We start from the raw sequence: 20,093 nt of genomic DNA, 5'->3' as shown, positions 1-20,093 counted from the left end.
CTTTATTTATAATTTAACTTTAAATTCGGTTAAAAATAATATTCTCAATTCTTCAACAAACCTAACTTGGGCTGATGTATTATTAGCTACTTCATTAAGAGATTCTATAAACATTGATTTACTACATTTTTTCATGTTATTATAATAATCTTTAGATAAGCGCCAATATTTTTGAGGAAATGATAGGTATGAGAAGATATATTTAAGATCGTCCTCAGTAAATGGTGTAATTAAATTGTATGTCTTAAGTATTTTTTTAGTTAATTCTATGTCCCAATTAGTAGATGTTCTTTTTAATAAGCGTCTCATAAAATAACATAAGTCGTACATAGAGTAATTAAGAGAAGACTTATCAAAATCTATTACCCAAACTTCAGAATTATTAATTATTAAGTTTTTATTTACATAATCACCATGACAAAGAGATTTGCTAAGTTTTTTATCATCTATAGAGCTAGAAACTAATAGTGCTTCTTTGGCTAAATAGAGGTTATCATCAAAGATATCTAAGAATATTGATGAAAATTTATCCTTATTTTCAATTTTTGTAGCCATATTAAATGATGAAAGAATTTTGTTAAAATGCTTTAAGGTAGATATGTAGATACTATCAAACCCAGTTTTAATTGAACTACCTTTAATTGGTTTAAAATTTCTTGAGCAGCTATGCATTTTAGCTAGATTTTCTATAGATAGTAGAATATGTTCTAAATTATCAAAACTACATTTTTCTCCTTCAACCCATGGAGAAAGCATGAAAAGCATGTTGTTTGCTTTAACGAATCTACCATTAACTTTTGAAGGAAGAATTTTTGGAAGTTTAATTTCGTTTCTAGCAAACCATTCCATAACTGAATATATGAATAATAAAGTACCCTCATCATAATAAACCTTCTTTAAACAGAAAATGTTAGTAGGATTATAGATATTATCAATAAGTTTATAAACAGCTCTATTTTTATCTGTATTTTTAAATTTTATATTTTCTATTGAATAATTTTCTAAGTTATACATAGGTAAAACTATGGTTTTTACAGCACTTAAAACTTCATCGGCTTCATTAAAACGGTTAGAATGCTTTCCCATGATTGACCTCCTAATAAAAATTCCTTAATATAAGCATATTATCATTAAGTTTAGATTATACTTTAAAATGTGAAATAGTTTAGTTATTTAAATAAAATAATAGTTAAGTTGGTAAATTAAATGGTTAAAAAAGCATAATATTTTAGATTTTAAAATATAGATTATAAAATTAATGGCTATTATATAAAATTTATATAATATAAAAGGATTTTAAATAGGGGAATAGAATATATATAATAGGTGATGCTATGAAAATAAGAGAGAATATTGAAGTTTTCGAAAGAATAAAGTTAAATAAAGTCGCAAAGTTTTCAGAAGAATCAATAGGAAGAGAAAGATTTGAAGAGCCAGATGATATAAGAACTTGCTTTATGGTTGACAGAGATAGAATAATCCATAGTAAATCATTTAGAAGATTAAAGAGAAAAACTCAAGTTTTTATAAGAACTTATGGTGATCATTATAGAACTAGACTTGTGCATACTTTAGAGGTTTCTCAAGTAGCAAGAACCATAGGCGTAGCTCTTTCATTAAATGAATATTTAATAGAGGCTATTGCTTTAGGTCATGATTTAGGTCATGCAGCTTTCGCTCATATTGGGGAAGATGTTATAAACGATTTTCTACCAGGTGGTTTTAAGCATAATGAGCAAAGTGTAAGAGTTGTTAAGAAGATAGAGAAGGATGGCTTAGGACTTAATCTAACAAAAGAAGTTTTAGATGGAATATTAAATCATAGTGGCTTTTCAAATATTAGTAAAGTCGCAGGAACGTTTGAAGGACAAGTTGTTAGGTTTGCAGATAAGATAGCTTATGTAAATCATGATATAGACGATTCAATTAGAGCGGGAATTTTAAAAGAAGAAGATCTACCTAAGGAAATAATTAATAAATTAGGTAATAGTGGGAGTAAAAGAATAGAAACTTTAGTTAAAGATTGTGTTTTTAATACAATTAAAAATATGGAACAAGGAGAACTCAAGGTATCTTTAAGTGAAGAAATAGGATATGCCTTTATTCAGCTTAGAAAATTTTTGTTTGATAATATATATTTAGGAAAATATTTAGAAGATGAGAGGAAAAAAGCTGAGTTTGTATTGAGTAAGGTCATAGAACATTATTATAAGAATTGGAATGAAATGCCGAAATTATATAAGGATATATGTGAATCAGAAGGAATACATAGAGGGGTAGCCGATTACGTAGCTGGAATGACCGATGATTACTGTACAAATGAGTTTAATAAGATATATGTTCCAAAGTTTGTGATTTATTAAATATTTTTGGAATAATTAGAACTAAATGTTGCCAAAATATAATTGTTATAAATTTAGACTTGAAAAATAATAAAAAAAAAGTTATATTTAAAATTTGAGAAGGAATTTATCAATTGATGTCGAATAATAATTAATTGTCAAAAAATATTAAGAAGGTGAGTAGAGTTCTTGCGAATTTCAGAAGAAATTATAGAAAAAGTTAAAGAGCAAAACGATATTGTTGATGTTGTTTCTGATGTTGTAAGACTAAAAAGAGCAGGAAGGAATTTTTCTGGTTTATGTCCATTTCATCATGAAAAGAGTCCGTCTTTTAGTGTTTCTCCTGATAAACAAATATTTAAGTGCTTTGGATGTGGAGAAGCTGGAAATGTAATAAGCTTTGTTATGAAAACTAAAAATTTGAACTTTGTGGATGCTGTTAAAGAATTAGCTGATAGAGCTAACATAATAATTCCTATAGAGGATGGAAAACAAAGTGAAACACAAAGAAAAAAACAAGTTTTATATAACATAAATAAGCAAGCTGCTAGATATTACTTTTCTAATCTCCAAAACAATAAGGAAGCTAAGGAATATTTTTTAAGAAGAGGAATAAAAGAAAATATATTAAAAAGCTTTGGACTTGGATACGCTAAGGAAGGATGGCAAAATACCATAAACTATCTTAGAAAACAAGGATTCAATAATGAAGCTATTGAAGCTGCTGGATTAGGAATTAAGAGTGAAAAGGGAACTTTTTATGATAGATTCAGGAATAGAGTTATTTTTCCTGTATTTGATTATAAAGGGAGTGTAATAGGTTTTGGTGGTAGAGTTTTAGATGATTCAAAACCAAAATATTTAAACTCTCCAGAAACACTAGTTTTTCACAAAGGAACTAATTTATATGCTTTAAATTTTGCTATAAAACATGGATTAAAAGAAAGAACATTAATAATAGTTGAAGGATATATGGATTGTATATCACTTCACCAATATGGAATAACTAATGTAGTTGCTTCTCTAGGAACTGCATTAACAGATAATCAAGCTAGGTTATTAAAAAGATATGTAGACAGAGTAATAATCTCATATGATGCAGATATTGCTGGACAAATGGCTACTATACGAGGACTTGAGATATTGCAAAATGCTGGATTAGATGTTAGAGTACTAACAGTACCAAAAGGTAAAGATCCAGATGAATTTATAAGAGCAAATGGTAAAGAAGCTTTTATAAAATTAATTCAATCTGCCAAAAAACTTATAGATTATAAGCTTCATAGAGCTAGAATCGGTATAGATTTTTCAGATAACAATGGATTAATAAAGTATGCTGAAAGAGTTGTGGATATATTATCAGATTTAAATCCAATAGAAAAAGATGTATACATAAAGAAAATTTCAGAAGAAACATCCATAAAAGAACAAGCATTTTATGATTTATTAAATAAAAATTTGACAAATAACAATAAAAACCATGAAAATGTGAATAATAAGGAAGAATATGGAACAAAATTATATGTAGAGCCTCCTTATGTTAAATGTGAAAGAAGTGTTTTAAAACTTCTTTGTATGGAGGAAAACCATTCATTAGTAAAAAAATACTTAGAAGAGGATGATTTAATATCTCCTAATATTAAATCATTAGAAAAAATAATCAATGATTCCATAAATGAAGTGGGATTTGGCGATTTAGAAAAGCATGTAGAAGCTAAGTGTGAAGATCCAAAAGTTTTAAAGGAATGGTTAGAAGTAAAAGACTTACTTATTCTAGATCATTCTTCTAATATAGAAGTTCTTGTTAAGGACTATGTTAATCTTATTAAAAAATATAAGTTAGAGCAAGAACAGACTACTGTACTTAAAGAACTAAAAATTTGTGAACAAAACAATATGTTTAAGGAATCACTTGATTTAGTTAAAAGAGCTAAAGAAATAAGTGATAAACTAAAAGAACTAGAAAGGAGTAAGTAGTTTTAATGGCGGAAGGAGGTAATAAAATGAAAGCTAAAACAACAAAAGCGAAAAAAAGTGAAGGTAAAGAAGTAAAAGAAAAAGTTGACAAAATGGTCTTAGTAAAAAGGCTTATAGATAAAGGGAAAAAAAGCGGTTCATTGACTTACAAGGAGATAATGGATGAACTTGATGAAATAGAATTAAACCCAGAACAAATAGAAAAAATCTATGAAGTTCTAGAATCAATGGGTATAGAGGTAATAAGTGAAATAGAGCAAGAAGAGGAAGAGGAAGAGGAATTAGATCTTTCTGTTCCAGAGGGAATTGCTATTGATGACCCAGTAAGAATGTACTTAAAGGAAATAGGTAAAGTTCCACTATTATCATCAGAGGATGAAATAGAACTTGCTAAGAAAATAGAAGAAGGAAGCAACTATGCTAAGAAAAAATTAGCAGAGGCTAACTTAAGACTTGTTGTAAGTATAGCTAAAAGATATGTTGGTAGAGGAATGTTATTCCTAGATCTTATACAAGAAGGTAACTTAGGTCTTATAAAGGCTGTTGAAAAGTTTGACTACAGAAAAGGATATAAGTTCTCAACATATGCTACATGGTGGATAAGACAGGCGATAACTAGAGCTATTGCTGACCAAGCAAGAACTATAAGAATACCAGTTCATATGGTAGAAACTATAAACAAACTTATAAGAATTCAAAGACAATTAGTTCAAGAGTTAGGAAGAGATCCATTACCAGAGGAATTATCAAAACAAATGGATATGCCAGTTGATAAGGTAAGAGAAATCTTAAAAATAGCTCAAGAACCAGTTTCATTAGAAACTCCAATAGGTGAAGAGGAAGATTCACATTTAGGTGACTTTATACCTGATGATGATGCTCCAGCACCAGCAGAAGCAGCTGCATTCACAATGTTAAAAGAGCAATTAATCAATGTTTTAGATACTTTAACTCCTAGAGAAGAAAAAGTATTAAGACTAAGATTTGGATTAGATGATGGAAGAGCTAGAACTCTTGAGGAAGTTGGTAAAGAATTCAACGTAACTAGAGAGAGAATTAGACAGATTGAAGCAAAAGCTTTAAGAAAGTTAAGACATCCAAGTAGAAGTAAAAAATTAAAAGATTATTTAGATTAGTACCTTTATGGTACTAATCTTTTTTTATATTTCCATAGATAATGAAACTCTAAGTTGCTTATTAAGATGGGCTTACAGTTCTATCTAAAATCAACATTGGTTTAAAATACAATCTTATTTATAAAGAATTTGAGGTAGAGTTTAAAGAATTCATTTTATTGAAGGAGCAGATAAATTTTATTATTCATATAAAGTATGTACAGTCTATATGAATAGAGAAGAGTGAGTTCTGAAGAAAGCTTTATTTTATGATATAATTACAATGAGGTGAAGTAGTAAATGACAAAATTTAAGGCTAGAAGAGGCCAAGGCGTATTTGAAGTTTTGGCATATTTCTTATTAGGAAATGTATTGTTAGCAATACTAAATGACATAATGAATGGTTATTTAGAAAGAAACCTAGTAATAGTAGCAAGCTTTGTTTACAGTATTATATGCATTTATTATATTCTACTGGATTTATCCTTAGTTTATGAAGTTAATGATGATTACATTGAAATAAACTGTTTTAAAGGATTAAAAAAACTTAGGATAAATTTTAAAGATGTAAATGGTTTTTTAGAACAAGATAAGTTTATAAATGGATTTAAATTATCTGGTTTTGGAAAGCATAAATATTGTTTTGGTAGATGTGTTGTTCATAATGTAGGGCTTGCGCGTATGTTTGTAACTTCTGGGAAAAAGGTTATATACATACACACTGAAGAGATAAGTTATGGATTATCTCCAGATGAATTTGAAAAGTTCAAAGAGTTAATAATATCAAAAGGCATAAAAGAAGAAAGTTTTAAGGTAAAGATTAATAATGCAAGGGCAATAATAAAGGATAAGGGATTTTATATTCCATTTATAATAACATCATTAATAATATTAGCAATTATTTTGATACCTTCTATATTATATTTATCTGGGATTATGCCTGATAAAATGCCAATTGACTTTAATGCACATTTTATTCCTTGTACTTTTGGAAATGCAAAGGATTTTGCTGTAAGGCAAATTATATATGGCATAATGAATATGATTTTGTTAGTATGTATTTATTATGCAAGTCATTTTTGTGCTAAATACGATAAAAAATTAGCTCAAAGATATATTTATGTGTCCTTAATAATATCATTGGTGTTTTTGGTTTCTCAGATACAAACACTATTAAATTTTTTGTAGAAAGTGGGATAGGATGGAACTAAGTAAAAGATTAAAAAGAATAGCAGAACATGTTGATAAATGTGAAAGTATAGCTGACATTGGTACGGATCATGGATATATACCAATTTATTTAGTTAAAGAAGGAATATGTGAAAAAGCTATAGCTTCAGATATAAATAAAGGTCCTATAGAAAAAGCAAAGGTTAATGTTGCTTTTGAAGGAGTTAGTGATAAGGTTAAGTGTCTTTTAGGGCCTGGTCTTAACCCTTTAAAGCTTGGAGAAGTAGATGGTGTTATATTAGCTGGTATGGGAGGAAACTTAACTAGAGATATATTATTAGCTGATATGCCAAAGGTAAAGAAATATGATTTTCTAATTTTACAACCAGCTCAAAATCCAGAAGTTTTAAGAGAGTTCTTATATAAAAATAATTATGAAATAATAGATGAGGATTTAATTAAGGATGAGGGAAGATTTTATGAGCTATTTAAAGTTAAATATAATGAGGATTCAGAAAAATTAATTTTTGAAGATGAAATAGATTATGAAATCAGTCCTATTTTAAGAAAAAAAGAACATCCATTATTCAAAGAATTTATTGAAGAAAAAATAAATAGATGTGAAACAATATTAAGCTTTATTAAGGATGACACAGAGGCTGCAAAAAAGAGAAAAGCTGATTTAGAAGAAAAGATAAATAAGCTTAAGGGGATGATATAATGAAACTAGATGACATTATAAAAATAATAGAGGATATAGCCCCAGTTAATTTAAAAGAAGGCTTTGATAATGTAGGTCTTATGGTTGGGGATAGAAAGAAAAATATAACTAAGGTTTTATTAGCTTTAGATTGTACTGAAGAGGTTATTAGAGAGGCTAAGGAAATGGGAGCAGAGCTTATTTTAACTCATCACCCACTTTTATTCAGAAAACCTCAATCAATAACAACAGATACTTTGTTAGGAAGAAAAATTATAGAATTAATAAGAAATGATATAAATCTTTATTCAGCTCATACCAATTGGGATTCTGTTAAAGATGGATTAAATGATACCTTAGTAAAAATGTTAGGTTTTGAAAAAGGTATTATAATGGAGAAAAATCAATTTGATAATGAGGCTGGTATAGGAAGAGTTGTTGAATTAAATAAAGAAATGACTGTCCTTGAAATAGTAGAGAATATTAAAAATTCTCTAGAAGTTAAAAATTTAAGATATGCAGGAGATTTAAATGAAGTTGTTAAGAAGGTTGCCATTGTAAATGGTAGTGGTCAAGATTTCTTTGGAGATGCAAAAAAGCTTGGTGCAGACTTAATAATAACTGGAGATACAACATATCACTTTGTTTCAGATTATAAAGAGATGGGACTTAATATACTGGATATAGGACATTTTAATTCAGAGTGGCCTGTTCTAATTAATGTAAGTGAAAAGGTAAAAGAAAGATTAGATTCAGATGTAGAATTTGTTATTTCAAAAGAATCAAAAGATCCATTTGAATTTATATAATTTTGATATATAATAGGTATGGTGAAATATACACCATACCTAAAATTTTATAATAGATCATGTTTTAAACAAGTGTTGATTTTTAGATAGAACTGTAAGATCATCTTAAAATCAATATTTACATAAAACATAGCTTTATAATAAAATCCAAGTTCACTTGGTAGAGGTTCGTAACCATCCCTCTATAAAAAACTAGGACTGTAACTGTATTGTAGGATAGTTATACTCTTTAGTATGCCTGTAATATAGTTTTTTATTATTTTCAGAAAGATTTTACAAGGAATAAGGAGTGTTTTTGAGAGTAATAACAGTGCCTTTTGGTTAATTTAAATCAAAGGGAGGAATTTAAAATGTATAAGAGAAAGGTGATTATTGATTGTGATCCAGGAATAGACGACGCTTTAGCGCTTATTCTTGCATTAAAATCAGAAGAGATTGAGGTCGTAGGTATAACAACTGTATCAGGTAATGTTGAAAGTCTACAGGGAGCTAAAAATGCTTTAAAGGTACTTAAGCTTTTGAATAGATTAGATATACCTGTTTATTTAGGGGAGAGTACTCCTATTAAAAGAGAACTTGTAACAGCTCAGGATACTCATGGAGAAGATGGTTTAGGAGAAACTTTCATTCCAGAAATTTCTGAGGAGTATATTAGAGAAGGGGCCGTAGATTTTATTTTGAATACCTTAAAAAATGAGGAGAATATTAGCATAATAGCTTTGGGACCCTTAACAAATCTGTGCATGGCTATAAGAAAAAATTCAGAGGTTTTTCATAGAGTTAAAGAGATTGTTTCAATGGGAGGAGCTTATAAAAGTCATGGGAATTGTTCTCCAGTAGCGGAGTTCAATTACTGGGTAGATCCTCATGGAGCAAAGGAATTCTTAAATCAGTTTAATGGCGAGTTCACCATGGTTGGTTTAGATGTTACGAGAGAGATAGTTTTAACACCAAATTTAAGAGAGATTATACATCAATTTAAAGATGAAGTTGGTGATTTTATATGTGATATTACTAGATTTTATGTTGATTTTCATTGGGCTCAAGAGAGAACTCTTGGTTGTGTTATAAATGATCCATTAGCTGTAGAATATTTTGTAAATAGAAACCTTTGTGAAGGTTTCAAGGCTTATGTAGATGTAGCTTGTGAGGATATAGCTATGGGACAAAGCCTTGTAGATGTTGCAGATTTTTATAAAAAGAGAAAAAATGTTTTTGTTTTAGAAAAAGTAAATAGTAAAGAATTTATGCTTAGTTTTCTAAGTAAAATATTCCTTCATCATAAAGAGGATATTAAAAATGTAATTAATAACGAAAAATATGGTGTTTAATAGGGGGATATTAAGATGAGAAGTTCAAAAAGTTTAAAATTAACAATAGTGGGAATTGGAATAGCTTTAAATATAATAGGTGCTTTTATAGCTTTAAATTTAAGGTTACCAATTTATTTAGATTCTTTAGGTACAATAATGGTTGGATTTGTACTAGGACCAGCTTATGGAGTAGCTACAGGTATATTAGGAAGTGTAGTTAGTGGAATAACATTTGATATATATTCTTTATATTTTGCACCAGTTCAAATATTTACTGGATTTTTTGCAGGATATTTTTATGATAAAGGTCTTATGAAGGGGAAAAAAATATTTTTAAGTGTACTTATAATGACTATATTTGTAAGTTTTACTGGAGCTGTTCTAACAGCCTATATATTTGGAGGAATAACTTCTTCAGGATCTAGTTACATAATAGTGATTTTAAATAATTTAGGGGTTAACCCTGTAGTTAGTGCTTTTATAACTCAATTCTTAACAGACTATTGTGATAAGTTAGTAGCTGTTTTAATAATGGTGCAAGTTGTAAGAAGATTACCTAAGAATATTTTATTAAGAGCACAGAATGAATAATTGGAGATGAAAGAATTGGATAGATATAATGTTATAGATAATAAAAATAATAGAGAAATAGTTCTTTTAAAATCTTTTCCTTGTGTATGGGGAAAATGTGCCTTTTGTGATTACATAGAAGATAACTCAAAAAATACTGAGGAAATAATTAAGTTAAATAAAGAAGTACTTAGTAAGGTCAAAGGAATTTATGGAGTTTTAGAAGTTATAAATTCAGGAAGTGTCTTTGAACTTCCAAAGGAAACATTAGAAGATATAAAAGAGATTGTTATAAAAAAGAATATTAAGAAGATTTTTTTTGAGGCACATTGGTGTTATAGAAATAGATTAAAGGAAATAGAAGAATATTTCGGAGTTCCTATAATATTTAAGACAGGAATAGAAACCTTTGATGATGAATTTAGAAATGATGTTTTAAATAAAAATGCTAGATTTAAAGATGTAGAAGAAATAAAAAAATATTTCAAATCAATATGCTTAATGGTTGGTATAAAAGGACAAACCAAAGAGATGATAAAAAGAGATATGGAAATTCTTTTAAATAATTTTGAGTATGGAACAGTTAATATATGGACTGAGAATACAACTAATTTTAAAAGAGATGAAGAACTTATAAAATGGTTTGAGAATGAGTATTCATTCTTAAAGAAAAATAATAATAACATAGAAGTATTATTTGAAAATACTGATTTTGGAGTTGGAGATTAGAATTAATTAATAGCTTCAAATAAAGAAAAAAATCGCCTGCTTTATGGATAAAGTAGGTGATTTTTCATATAATAATGTATAAATAATACTTAGGATTGAATATTATGGGGTCAAATTCAAGAAAAAATTCTAATAATGATTGTTTTAAAGACTTAAAAGATGATTTTTGTAAATTGATTAAAAATTTTAAAAGAAATCGTTGTAACTGTGGAAGAGTAAAGAAGAATAATAGCATTAAGAATGCTTTAAAATGGGCTGCTGTAGGAGCAATTTTAACATTATTAATAATGAGTCAAATAGGAATACCTCTAGCTTTTATTCTCATTGCAATAATAGCTATTGCTGTTATTTGTAGTAAATGGTAAAAAAAATAATTTGAAAAAAATAATTTTATATGTTAATATTAATCTTGCGAGTAAGCCAGACAATCGCTGCTAGTCTTAGAACTAGGAGAGGAAAGTCCGAGCTCCATAGGGCAGGATGCTGGATAACGTCCAGTGGAGGTGACTCTAAGGATAGTGCAACAGAAATAAACCGCCTAGATTTATCTAGGTAAGGGTGGAAAGGTGAGGTAAGAGCTCACCAGTGTATAGGTGACTATACTGCTATGTAAACCCCATTCGGAGCAAGACCAAATAGGAGGACATATAGGGGCTGCCCGTCCCGTCCTCGGGTGTGTCGCTTGAGCCTATCGGCAACGGTAGGCCTAGATAGATGATTGTCGAATACAGAACTCGGCTTATAGACTTATCTCGTATTTTGAAAACACTTAGGTAAATAACCTAGTGTTTTTTATTTTACAAAAAAATATAAAAAATACACTAGTTATTTATTTCCTAATTGCCTTTTATCTTACAGTATTAATTTGAGTTTATTGGATATATCTAATAGAGGAGATTACAAATTTGAAAGTAATTTGTAATCTAGAAAAATATGATTACATATCTAATAAATATATAATTATTTTGTAAGATATTAAAAGGAGTTGAAACAAATGAAGAAGATATTTGAGGTTATACAAGTTATATTTTTTGTTTTGTTCTTAGGATATGATGAAAGAAAATTTAATTTATAAAATGGAATATATTGTAATTTTGAAAGCTTATGGAAGGTTCATGAGCTTTTTATTTTAAAAAAATATGAAAATTTAGTAGAGAAATTTGTATAAAGATAAAACTTTGTAATAATATTGTATAAAAAATAATGTATAATGGATAAGTGATACTGTAAAAAAGAACAAAGTGTACGGGTAAATTGGTTTTGGTTACAAATGAAAATGGATTATTTTAAATTAAGGAGGAGCAATGGGGAAAGATAATAGAAAAAAGAGGAGAAGTAAAAAGAAGTGGAAGACCTTAGCAATGTTTATTGCTTTTGAATTAATCTTTACTGCTATTACAGCACCTTTTATACTTTTATATGGACCGTTTCAAAATGCTAAGAGAACATATGTAGGGGCAGCCATGACAAGTTTTAGCCATCAATGGATGGCAACTACATTTTTATCAAATGAAAAAATTAACGAGATATTAAACTCTAATGTTGAAGAGACAAGTGCAAGTTATAAAAATGCTAAAACAAGTGTTAATCTGCCAACTAAACATGATAATAGTATAGAATTATACTCTTTTGATAACTTTAAATATAGTGGATACTATATTGTAGTAAAAGATCCTACTAGAGTAAAAATAGGGGTTTCAAAATATCTTGGACAAGAAGGACAAACTACTTCAGAAATAGCAAAAGAAAATAATGCTGTTGCAGCTATAAATGGAGGAGCCTTTACGGATAAATCTAGTACAGCACAGTGGACTGGTAATGGAGGAACTCCAGCAGGTATAGTTATGTCTGAAGGTAAAGTTGTATATAAAGATGTTCCAGATGATAAAAAAATTGAGCTAGTCGGAATAACTAAATCAGGAAAAATGATTGCTGGCATGTATTCAGTAAATGATCTTAAGGAATTAGATGTCCAAGAAGCTGTAAGCTTTGGACCAGTTTTAGTCAAAGATGGAGAACCTACACCTATGAAAGGTGATGGCGGATGGGGAGTTGCACCAAGAACAGCTATTGGACAAAGAGCCGATGGAGCAATAGTAATGTTAGTTATTGACGGTAGAAGCTTAACAAGTGGTGGAGCAACTTTAAAAGAATTGCAAGAGGTATTGTTAAATACTTGTGATGTTGTTACGGCTATAAACCTTGATGGTGGTAAATCAACCACAATGTATTTAAATGGAAAACTTGTAAATAATCCAGCATCTAATGTAGGGGAAAGATCTATTCCTTCAGCTGTGATAGTAAAATAACAAAGGAGAGTTTTATGAATAAATTGAAGCTGTTTATAAAGTGGGGACTTTTGTCTATAATTTTACAATGCTTGGTTTTATTTGTTTTTGATAAATTTTACTTTAAGTTGAATTCTAATGTAAATGTAAAAGCAATAGATATAGCTAGTCAGCATACAAAGGAAAATAAGGATGTAAAGTTACCAAGTGATATGTTAGATAAGAAAATATCTTATGATGGAGAATATGTAGCATATTTTAATAAAAATCAAGATCTTAAGGTATTTGATACAATTAAAGAAGAAGAAGTTAATGTGGATTTAGAAAACGAAAAAGCATCATATTATACTTGGCTTAGAGATAGAAATAGATTGCTTGTAACTACAGCTACTAAAGATAATAATAGACATAATACAGTAAATTTATATTCTGTTGATGTGGATACCAATAAAACTAAGAAAATTGAAATTGGAAATGTAAACTCAGCTTATAAAGTTAGTGAAATAACGGCATCGACTAAGACCGGAGTTATATATATTAAGTTTACTAATGAGGATACAAAAGAATCTATAGTTAAGAGAATAGATAACAATGATGATGTAACTGATGTAAGTTTAGTAACAGAAACACCAGGAAATATTGAAATAATGCCAAGAGCAGATAGATTGGTATATGATAGTGAAAAGGGATCTGGAATATATCTTACACAACCAAATAAAAAGTTAGGTATTAATCCATCATATAAAGTTAGACTTTTAGGGGTTGATGAAACTGGAAATGTGTACTTTGGTGAAGTGAAAGAGGACAAGGTATTTAAGATAGTTTATGGTGATGTTGAAAAGCCAATTGATAGTTGGAATAAGATACCTTTAGAACAGACCTTAGATTTAAAAGACATATATATAGGTGAAGATGGAGAAATATATGTTTTAGAATCAAGTCAAAATTTAGTTAAAGATATTAAGAACGGAAAAGAGTATAAATATGAAGGTGAATTCTTACAAATGTATTCTAATGGATTTGCAACAATTGTAAATGGAAAAAAACTTCATAGAATATACTTTGATTCTAAAGGAAATAAATAAAAGTTTATTATAAACAATTTAAAATCTCTAAAGGATATTCCTTTAGAGATTTTTTATGTAGATAGAATACTTAAATATACAAAAAAAGCAGAGGGTAGTTTATGAAGTTAAATAAACTACTCTCTGCTTTTTATTTAAAAAATTTACTTAAAATGCCCAGTTACCATTTTTGAATACAGGAACTTCAACATTATCATGAGTTAAACCTGTGATTTTTAAGTCTTTAGTGCCTATCATAAAGTCTACATGAGTTAGTGAGTCATTAGCACCTGCTTTTTCAAGTTCTTCATTAGTCATGTTTTCTCCATTTTTTAAGCAAAGAGAATATGCTTTACCAAAAGCTAGATGACATGATGCATTTTCATCATATAGAGTGTTGAAGAAGATTATTCCTGAGTTTGATATAGGAGAATCATAAGGAACAAGAGCAACTTCTCCTAAATATTTAGCTCCTTCATCAGTATCTAAAAGGTGTTTTAAAGTTTCATATCCTTCTTCAGCTGAGAAATCAACAACTTTTCCGTCTTTAAAAGTAACTGAGAAGTTATCAATTAAGTTTCCACCATAGTTTAAAGGTTTAGAACTAAATACTGTTCCATTAACTCCAAATTTAGAAGGCATAGAGAATACTTCTTCAGTAGGCATATTAGCTATGAATTCAACTCCGCCTTGAGTATATTCAGCTCCGCCAGCCCAAAGATGATTTTCAGGTAATTCTATAGTTAAATCAGTTCCAAGTGAATTTTCAAAATGAAGAGATTTTAAATTCTTTTTATTTAAATAATCCATATGGTACTTTAAAGTTTCTTTATGTTTATTCCAAGCTTCAACAGGATTAGATTTATCAACTCTAACTATTTTGAAAATTTCATTCCATAATTTATCTACAGCTTCTTTTTCTGATAGATCAGGGAAAACTTTTTTAGCCCAAGCTTTAGTTGGAATAGATACTATTGACCAAGCGTTTTTATTGCTCATTAAAAGTTCACTGAATTCTCTTAAAGCTGTGCTTGAAGATTTTCTAAAAGCTGCTATTTTAGAGGGATCTATATTTTTTAAAAGTTCTGGATCAGAGGCAGATATATTTAAGAAACAAGCTCCTTCTTTAGCATAGCTTAGCCTTGATTCTTTCATCCAATCAGGAAAGCTTTCAAAAACTTCTAAGGGAGAGTACTCGTATTTTAGCTTACCACATATTTCATCATTCCATTGAACAACAACATCTTTTGCTCCTTTTTCATAAGCAGATTTAACAAGCATTCTTGTGAAATCTACACATTCTACAGGAGAAGATATAACAAGGGTTTGCCCTTCTTGGACATTTACTCCTATGTGAGTAGCTAGTTTTGCATAATTCTCTAACATACTTTCAAATGTGTTCATAATATCAGACCTTTCTTTACAAATTCTTACTATTATTATAATGCACTAAAAATTATAAAACAATTGAGTAAGAAATATTATTTTATAAAAGTCCTTTTATTTTCATAAGAGAGTAATAATATAGGTCTCCATCTTCAGAAGTACAGCCATAATCAATTAAATAATAATTATCATCTACAATTCCCCAAGAACTATGGACATATAAGTCTTCTTTAAAAAGAAAATATTTATCTCCAAGTGTACTTATATCATCTTCAACAGAGTCTTCTTCTCTTAATTCCTTTAAATCAACAAAAGAGTTTCTTTTTACATAGGGAAAAATTTCTGCCCTAGGCATGATTAGAATTCTTTTATCATAAAGTAATACCGGACATAAATAGCGTTTAAGCTTATAAGGAGCATTTTTGAAAACATATGCTTCAACAAAGTTTTGGTGTAAGCCATCTTCATTTTTAGCTACCTTTATAACTAAATTTTTATTTAAAGCAAAAACTTTTCTTGCAATTCCTTCACCTAAAAAAGTAAGATTTTTTTTATATTCTTTCATTGGAACAGTGTTTAAATATTCCATTAGTATATTAAGATTATTTATATTCATAATAACAAACCTCAAAGCTTTTTATTATATTCTATGAGTGAGGTTTAATAAAAGTTGCTTAAGATATGAGTTATTTAACTAGGAAAAAAATAAGTTGTTAAAGTTTTTTATTATATTAGAGATAAGTATCAAAAGTATATGAAAAAATTTATAATAATTAGTTTAAAATGTTATAATGTTTATATATTAATTATTAAGTTATTACACTATAAATTTTAGACTAAGGAGCGAACTAAAGTGAAAAATTTTCTTGAGAGTTTAATAGAAAATAATAGACAGTATGTAGAACATGGAAAATTAGCATCATATATTCCAGAGTTAGAAAAAGCAAATAAAGAAGATTTAGGTATATATATAGTTACTCTTGATGGAAAAGAGGTAGGAGCAGGAGATTATGAGAAGAAATTTACTATTCAGAGTATATCAAAAGTCATAACTTTAATGCTTGCAATTTTAGATAATGGAAAAGATAGAGTGTTTTCTAGGGTAGGTGTTGAGCCAACTGGAGATAGTTTCAATAGTATAGTAAGTTTAGAGAGAAAACCTTCTAAAAAGCCTTTTAACCCAATGGTTAATTCAGGAGCAATCTTAACAACATCTTTAATAGAAGGGGATACAGAAGAAGAAAAATTTAATAGAATTTTAGAGTTTACTAGAAAAGTAACAGGAAACGATACTATAGAATTAAATGAAGATGTTTATTTATCAGAAAAAGAAACTGGTGATAGAAATAGAGCATTGGCATATTTTATGAAAAGTAACGGAGTTATAGAGGGAAATATAGATGATATATTAGATTTATATTTTAAGCAATGTTCTTTAGAGGTTAATGCTAAGGATTTAGCAAGAATGGGAGCTATGCTTGCTAATGATGGGGTATTACCTTGGAACGGAGAAAGAGTAATATCTAGAGAAATATGTAGAATAATAAAAACTATAATGGTTACTTGTGGTATGTATGATGATTCAGGTAAATTTGCAGTACATATAGGAATTCCAGCTAAGAGTGGAGTTGGTGGCGGAATAATGGCTGCCGTTCCAAGAAGAATGGGAATAGGAATCTTTGGACCTTCTTTAGATGACAAAGGAAATAGTATAGCAGGAACACATGTAATTAAGGATTTATCTGAAGAATTAGATTTAAGTATTTTCTAAAGTATGTTAATATTATTAGAACTAATGGGAAAAATCATTAAAAGAGACGATTGTTTAAAAACTTTAAAAATAAAATTATAAATATATTCTGAGAATTACTAGGCTTCATTAAAAATTTATCTAGATATTCTTGTCATACCATTTATAATTTTATTTTAACCACTTTTTATATAATAGATTAGAAGTAGAATTTATTGGGGATAAAGTTTTTTATTAGATCAATAGAATATATTGGAGGATTAGAATGAAAAGATTATTAATATTAGACGGTAACAGTCTTTTAAATAGAGCCTTTTATGCGGTGCCCTTATTAAGTAATAGTGAGGGAACTCATACAAATGCCATTTATGGTTTTACAAATATGCTTTTCAAAATGAGAGATGATATAAAACCAGATTATATAGTTTGTACTTTTGATAAGAAAGCACCAACGTTTAGACATTTAGAGTATGAGGATTATAAGGCTGGTAGAAAGAAAATGCCTCCTGAATTAGCAGAGCAGTTTCCTATTGTTAAGGAAATGCTAAAATTATTTTCAATAACAACATATGAGTTAGATGGATTTGAGGCAGATGATATAATAGGAAGTTTAGCTAAGTTTGCTGAGGATGAAGGAATAGAAGTTTATGTTATGACTGGGGATAAAGATGCACTTCAATTAGCATCAAAAGATATAAATGTGTGCATAACTAAAAAAGGTGTTTCTGAGGTGGAAGTTTATAACTATGACAGAATGGTAGAAGAATATGGGGTAACTCCTACTCAATTTATAGATGTTAAAGGTCTTATGGGAGATAAGTCAGATAATATTCCAGGAGTACCAGGAGTCGGAGAAAAAACAGCATTTAAACTTATTAAAGAGTATGGCTCAGTAGAGGCCGTTTTAGAAAATATAGATAACATAAGTGGTAAAAAGTTAAAAGAAAATTTAACTGAATATAGTGAACAGGCTATATTCTCTAAGAAGTTAGCTACTATTATGACTAATGTTCCTATAGATTTTGACTTAGATGAGATTAAATCTAAGGATGACTATAATAAAGATGAATTAAAGGCTTTATTCACAAAGCTTCAAATGAAATCAATCTTAGATAAATTATCAAATGGAGAAGAGGAAGAGCCAGAAATAGAAGTTAAAATCACTAATATAGAGGAGCGTAAAGAATTAGATGCTTTACTTAAAAATATAAAGGGTGAAGTATACATTAACTTTACTTACTTAAATAAAGAAAAGTATTCTACTCTAGAAATCGATAAAATATTTATTAATTATGATGGTAAAAATTATTCAATTAGCTTTAAAGAATTAGTTAAGGAAGAAAACAATACTAAATTATTTAAGGAATTCTTTGAGAATGAAGAGATATTAAAGAATGGCTATAGCATAAAAAATGCTTTAACTGCTTTAAGAAAATTAGGAATAGAAGTTAAAGGATTAGCTTTTGATTGTGAACTAGCAGCATATTTAATAGATTCATCTAAAGGAGAATATAATCTTTTATCACTAATAAATAATTATCTTTCAAAATTCCCTAATATAAAAGAAGGAGAAGAAGATTTAGTTGGAATTTCATTTATGAAAGATCTAACTTTAGTTCTAAAGAAAAAAATAGAAGAAGAAAAAATGGAAGAATTAATGTATGGCATGGAGCTTCCTTTAGAAACAGTTTTATCTTCTATGGAATCAATAGGATTTAAAGTAAATAAGGATATTTTAGATGAGTTATCTATTAAGTTCAAAAGAGAAATAGAGGAGACTCAAAAGGAGATATTTGAACTTTCTGAAGAAGAATTTAACATAAATTCTCCAAAGCAATTAGGTAAAATATTATTTGAAAAGTTAGATTTACCAGTTATAAAGAAAACTAAAACTGGGTATTCAACAAATGCAGAAGTTTTAGAAAAGCTAAAGGACAAACATCCTATAATAGAAAAAATAACATATTTTAGACAGCTTTCAAAGATATATTCAACTTATGTTGAAGGATTAAAAGCTGTTATAGATACAGATGGCTCTATACATTCAACATTTAATCAAACAGTAACTACTACAGGTAGACTTTCATCAACAGAGCCTAACCTTCAAAATATACCTATAAAATATGAAATGGGTAGAGAAATAAGAAAGGTATTTATACCAAAAGAAGAAGGTGACCTATTAATATCAGCTGACTACTCACAAATAGAACTTAGAGTACTAGCTCATATTTCAGGGGATGAAAATATGATAAATGCATTTAATCACCACTCAGATATACACACTAAAACAGCTTCAGAAGTATTTAAGGTTCCAGTTGAGGAAGTAACATCATTAATGAGAAGTAGAGCTAAGGCCGTAAACTTTGGTATAGTATATGGAATTAGTGATTTTAGTCTTTCACAAGATTTAAATATTTCAAGAAAAGAAGCTAAAGAATACATGGATATATATTTTGAAAGATATCCTAAAATACAAGAGTATATTTCAAATGTTATTGAAGAAGCAAAAACAAAGGGATATGTATTAACTATGTTAAATAGAAGAAGATACATACCAGAAGTAAATGCTTCAAATAAAATAGTAAAAGCTTTAGGAGAAAGACTTGCTATGAATGCTCCAATACAAGGAACAGCAGCAGATATAATAAAGCTTGCTATGGTAAATGTTTATAATAAAATAAGAGAATTAAACTTAAATAGTAGATTAATATTACAAGTACATGATGAACTTATAATAAATGTTGTTCCAGGAGAATTAGAGGTTGTCAAAAAACTTCTTAAAGAAGAAATGGAAAATACGATTAAATTAAGTGTACCATTAGATGTTGATGTTAATATTGGAGAAGATTGGTACAAATTAAAATAAGGGGGTACTAATTC

At 28.5% G+C, this 20,093-nt stretch carries 17 protein-coding genes, 1 other RNA gene and 1 riboswitch; of the genes, 15 read left to right on the top strand and 3 right to left on the bottom strand.

Annotation, left to right across the window (positions count from 1 at the left end; genetic code table 11):
- Positions 1 to 6 precede the first annotated feature (6 nt).
- Entirely contained in the window at positions 7 to 1,086 is a 1,080-nt protein-coding gene (locus OIF33_RS04460) for a CotS family spore coat protein (protein ID WP_322503018.1), read from the bottom strand.
- Positions 1,087 to 1,334: 248 nt separating this feature from the next.
- Between OIF33_RS04460 and OIF33_RS04455 the strand changes: the two genes are divergently transcribed.
- The 13 genes from OIF33_RS04455 (at position 1,335) to OIF33_RS04395 (ending at position 14,098) form a co-directional block, all read left to right on the top strand.
- The gene (locus tag OIF33_RS04455; RefSeq protein WP_322503017.1) at positions 1,335 to 2,363 is read left to right on the top strand and encodes a deoxyguanosinetriphosphate triphosphohydrolase; all 1,029 of its coding nucleotides are present in this window, start codon (positions 1,335 to 1,337) and stop codon (positions 2,361 to 2,363) included.
- A gap of 168 nt (positions 2,364 to 2,531) precedes the next feature.
- Complete coding sequence (gene dnaG, locus OIF33_RS04450; RefSeq protein ID WP_322503016.1) at positions 2,532 to 4,319, top strand: DNA primase; 1,788 nt, start codon at positions 2,532 to 2,534, stop codon at positions 4,317 to 4,319.
- 26 nt (positions 4,320 to 4,345) lie between these two features.
- Positions 4,346 to 5,455: an RNA polymerase sigma factor RpoD gene (gene rpoD, locus OIF33_RS04445; protein WP_322503015.1), complete on the top strand. Its 1,110-nt coding sequence runs from the start codon at positions 4,346 to 4,348 to the stop codon at positions 5,453 to 5,455.
- Between the two features lie 279 nt (positions 5,456 to 5,734).
- Positions 5,735 to 6,622, top strand: a complete 888-nt coding sequence (locus tag OIF33_RS04440; protein ID WP_322503014.1) for a PH domain-containing protein — start codon at positions 5,735 to 5,737, stop codon at positions 6,620 to 6,622.
- Positions 6,623 to 6,635: 13 nt separating this feature from the next.
- Entirely contained in the window at positions 6,636 to 7,325 is a 690-nt protein-coding gene (locus OIF33_RS04435; RefSeq protein ID WP_322503013.1) for a class I SAM-dependent methyltransferase, read from the top strand.
- Positions 7,325 to 8,113: a Nif3-like dinuclear metal center hexameric protein gene (locus OIF33_RS04430; protein ID WP_322503012.1), complete on the top strand. Its 789-nt coding sequence runs from the start codon at positions 7,325 to 7,327 to the stop codon at positions 8,111 to 8,113. The genes OIF33_RS04435 and OIF33_RS04430 overlap by 1 nt, the downstream gene beginning before the upstream one ends.
- Positions 8,114 to 8,270: 157 nt before the next feature.
- Positions 8,271 to 8,315, top strand: a riboswitch (PreQ1 riboswitch).
- Between the two features lie 148 nt (positions 8,316 to 8,463).
- Positions 8,464 to 9,444, top strand: coding sequence for a nucleoside hydrolase (locus OIF33_RS04425; protein ID WP_322503011.1), 981 nt, complete (start codon positions 8,464 to 8,466; stop codon positions 9,442 to 9,444).
- 15 nt (positions 9,445 to 9,459) lie between these two features.
- On the top strand, positions 9,460 to 10,017 hold the full coding sequence (locus OIF33_RS04420; protein ID WP_322503010.1) for an ECF transporter S component: 558 nt from the start codon (positions 9,460 to 9,462) through the stop codon (positions 10,015 to 10,017).
- 15 nt (positions 10,018 to 10,032) lie between these two features.
- Positions 10,033 to 10,725, top strand: coding sequence for a radical SAM protein (locus tag OIF33_RS04415; protein WP_322503009.1), 693 nt, complete (start codon positions 10,033 to 10,035; stop codon positions 10,723 to 10,725).
- A 104-nt stretch (positions 10,726 to 10,829) separates the two neighbouring features.
- Entirely contained in the window at positions 10,830 to 11,090 is a 261-nt protein-coding gene (locus OIF33_RS04410; protein ID WP_322503008.1) for a hypothetical protein, read from the top strand.
- Between the two features lie 47 nt (positions 11,091 to 11,137).
- Positions 11,138 to 11,484: RNase P RNA component class A (gene rnpB, locus OIF33_RS04405), an RNA gene on the top strand.
- A gap of 545 nt (positions 11,485 to 12,029) precedes the next feature.
- Positions 12,030 to 13,034, top strand: coding sequence for a phosphodiester glycosidase family protein (locus OIF33_RS04400; protein ID WP_322503007.1), 1,005 nt, complete (start codon positions 12,030 to 12,032; stop codon positions 13,032 to 13,034).
- A 14-nt stretch (positions 13,035 to 13,048) separates the two neighbouring features.
- Positions 13,049 to 14,098, top strand: coding sequence for a hypothetical protein (locus OIF33_RS04395; protein ID WP_322503006.1), 1,050 nt, complete (start codon positions 13,049 to 13,051; stop codon positions 14,096 to 14,098).
- Positions 14,099 to 14,245: 147 nt separating this feature from the next.
- Here the strand turns inward: OIF33_RS04395 and OIF33_RS04390 are convergent, their stop codons facing one another.
- Positions 14,246 to 15,481: an aminopeptidase gene (locus OIF33_RS04390; protein ID WP_322503005.1), complete on the bottom strand. Its 1,236-nt coding sequence runs from the start codon at positions 15,479 to 15,481 to the stop codon at positions 14,246 to 14,248.
- A gap of 82 nt (positions 15,482 to 15,563) precedes the next feature.
- Complete coding sequence (locus OIF33_RS04385) at positions 15,564 to 16,079, bottom strand: hypothetical protein (protein ID WP_322503004.1); 516 nt, start codon at positions 16,077 to 16,079, stop codon at positions 15,564 to 15,566.
- A 237-nt stretch (positions 16,080 to 16,316) separates the two neighbouring features.
- Between OIF33_RS04385 and glsA the strand changes: the two genes are divergently transcribed.
- On the top strand, positions 16,317 to 17,234 hold the full coding sequence (gene glsA / locus OIF33_RS04380) for a glutaminase A (protein ID WP_322503003.1): 918 nt from the start codon (positions 16,317 to 16,319) through the stop codon (positions 17,232 to 17,234).
- 244 nt (positions 17,235 to 17,478) lie between these two features.
- The gene (polA, locus tag OIF33_RS04375) at positions 17,479 to 20,079 is read left to right on the top strand and encodes a DNA polymerase I (protein WP_322503002.1); all 2,601 of its coding nucleotides are present in this window, start codon (positions 17,479 to 17,481) and stop codon (positions 20,077 to 20,079) included.
- Positions 20,080 to 20,093: the final 14 nt, after the last annotated feature.

Origin of the sequence: Clostridium sp. LIBA-8841 (assembly GCF_034439435.1) — a bacterium.
Classification (GTDB): Bacteria; Bacillota; Clostridia; order Clostridiales; family Clostridiaceae; genus Sarcina.
Note: the sequence above shows the minus strand (reverse complement) of the source record. Positions and strands in the feature narration are given on the sequence as shown.